Here is a 1,481-nt window from a genome sequence, read left to right as displayed (position 1 = left end):
ATTCTGCTGCGCTTTATAGGTGGCCAAAAGTTCGGCCATGGTCAGCGTATCGCTGTGGTCATTGGTCGCCAGGATGAACACCCCGGTCTGGTTGCGGGCCTCTTCAACGCAAGCCAGGCTAAATAGCTGTTCCGAATAGTAGATCACTGGAGGAAGGGAACTCAGTCCAGTTTGTGCGATCTCATTAGTCGCCAAACAAAACAAGCCACACCCAAAGGACTGAGTTGATGCCTATCCACCTACCACCCCTGCCACGACCACAACGGCGCCGCATTCACAAAATCATCCATGCCACCCGTGATAAAGGGCATGCTCGTCGCTTGATGGCCATCTTGCTGTTACATGAAGGACGCACGGTCACTGATGTTCATCACCTTACCGGCGCTGCTCGCTCGACCATCGGCCGTTGGCTTCGATGGTATCGAGATGAAGGCATAGATGCGCTAGAAGCCTTACCGGCTGGCCGTGCCCCAGTCTTACCTGTTGCCAAGATTGTCACTTTACTGGTGCTGCTCATGCAGTTTTCTCCGCAAGATTTTGGTTATCAGCGCAGCCGCTGGTGTACCGAACTATTGGCTATCAAAATCAATCGGTTAACAGGCCTCAATATGGCAGCCTCCACGCTCCGTCGATGGTTACCGCGTATGGGCATTGTCTGGCGAAGGCCCGTGCCGACCTTGCGGATAAAAGACCCAGCCTATCAGGAGAAAATGGCGGATATCGACGCTGCGCTGGCCCGCTGTGATGCCGATAATCCGGTGTTTTATGAGGATGAAGTCGATATAGACCTCAATCCCAAATTAGGGGCCGACTGGATGTTCAGAGCGCAGCAAAAGCGGGTTGTCACGCCGGGACAGAACGCGAAACATTACCTGGCAGGCGTTCTCCATGCAGGCAACGGAAGAGTGCTTTACGTCAGTGGGATAAAGAAAAACTCATCCCTGTTTATCGCCATGCTGGAAAAGCTGCGTCGCCACTACCGACGAGCCAAAACCATCACGCTGATCCTCGATAACTACATCATTCACAAAAGCAAACAGACCGAGCGATGGTTGAAGAAAAACCCTAAGTTCTGCCTGGTATTCCAGCCAGTTTATAGTCCTTGGGTTAATCACATAGAACGGCTGTGGCACAAGTTGCATGAAACCATCACGCGCAATCATCAATGCAGAGGGATGGCCAACCTGCTGGCTCGAGTGAAACACTTCATGGATACCGTGTCTCCTTTCCCGGGGAATGGCTATGGCACAGCAAAGGTGTAGCACTATTGGGATCAGTTATTTAGTTGCCGCCAACCCAGTGATTTGAAACTGATGGCCAATTGGCTCTTCGCCACGCTTGGGTCTGCCACGTCCTGTATAACCGACATTCCGCACCTGATTTAGGAATAAATTTGCCGATAGCGCTCACCCAATACCTCCAAAATGATCTGCTGGTCTCCTGTTAGCTCCGTTACTTGTGGCGGAGCTTCTCCCAGTCGA

1 protein-coding gene is annotated in these 1,481 nt (G+C 52.1%); it reads left to right on the top strand.

Features of this window, described 5'->3' with window-relative positions; genetic code table 11:
• Positions 1-227: 227 nt before the first annotated feature.
• Entirely contained in the window at positions 228-1,262 is a 1,035-nt protein-coding gene (locus tag ACNPAA_RS20820) for an IS630 family transposase (RefSeq protein ID WP_201873225.1), read from the top strand.
• Positions 1,263-1,481 lie beyond the last annotated feature (219 nt).

Source organism: Aeromonas sp. PS2Canimalfood6, from assembly GCF_048276795.1.
Lineage (GTDB): Bacteria > Pseudomonadota > Gammaproteobacteria > Enterobacterales > Aeromonadaceae > Aeromonas > Aeromonas caviae.
This window is presented reverse-complemented; position numbering and strand designations above follow the sequence as displayed.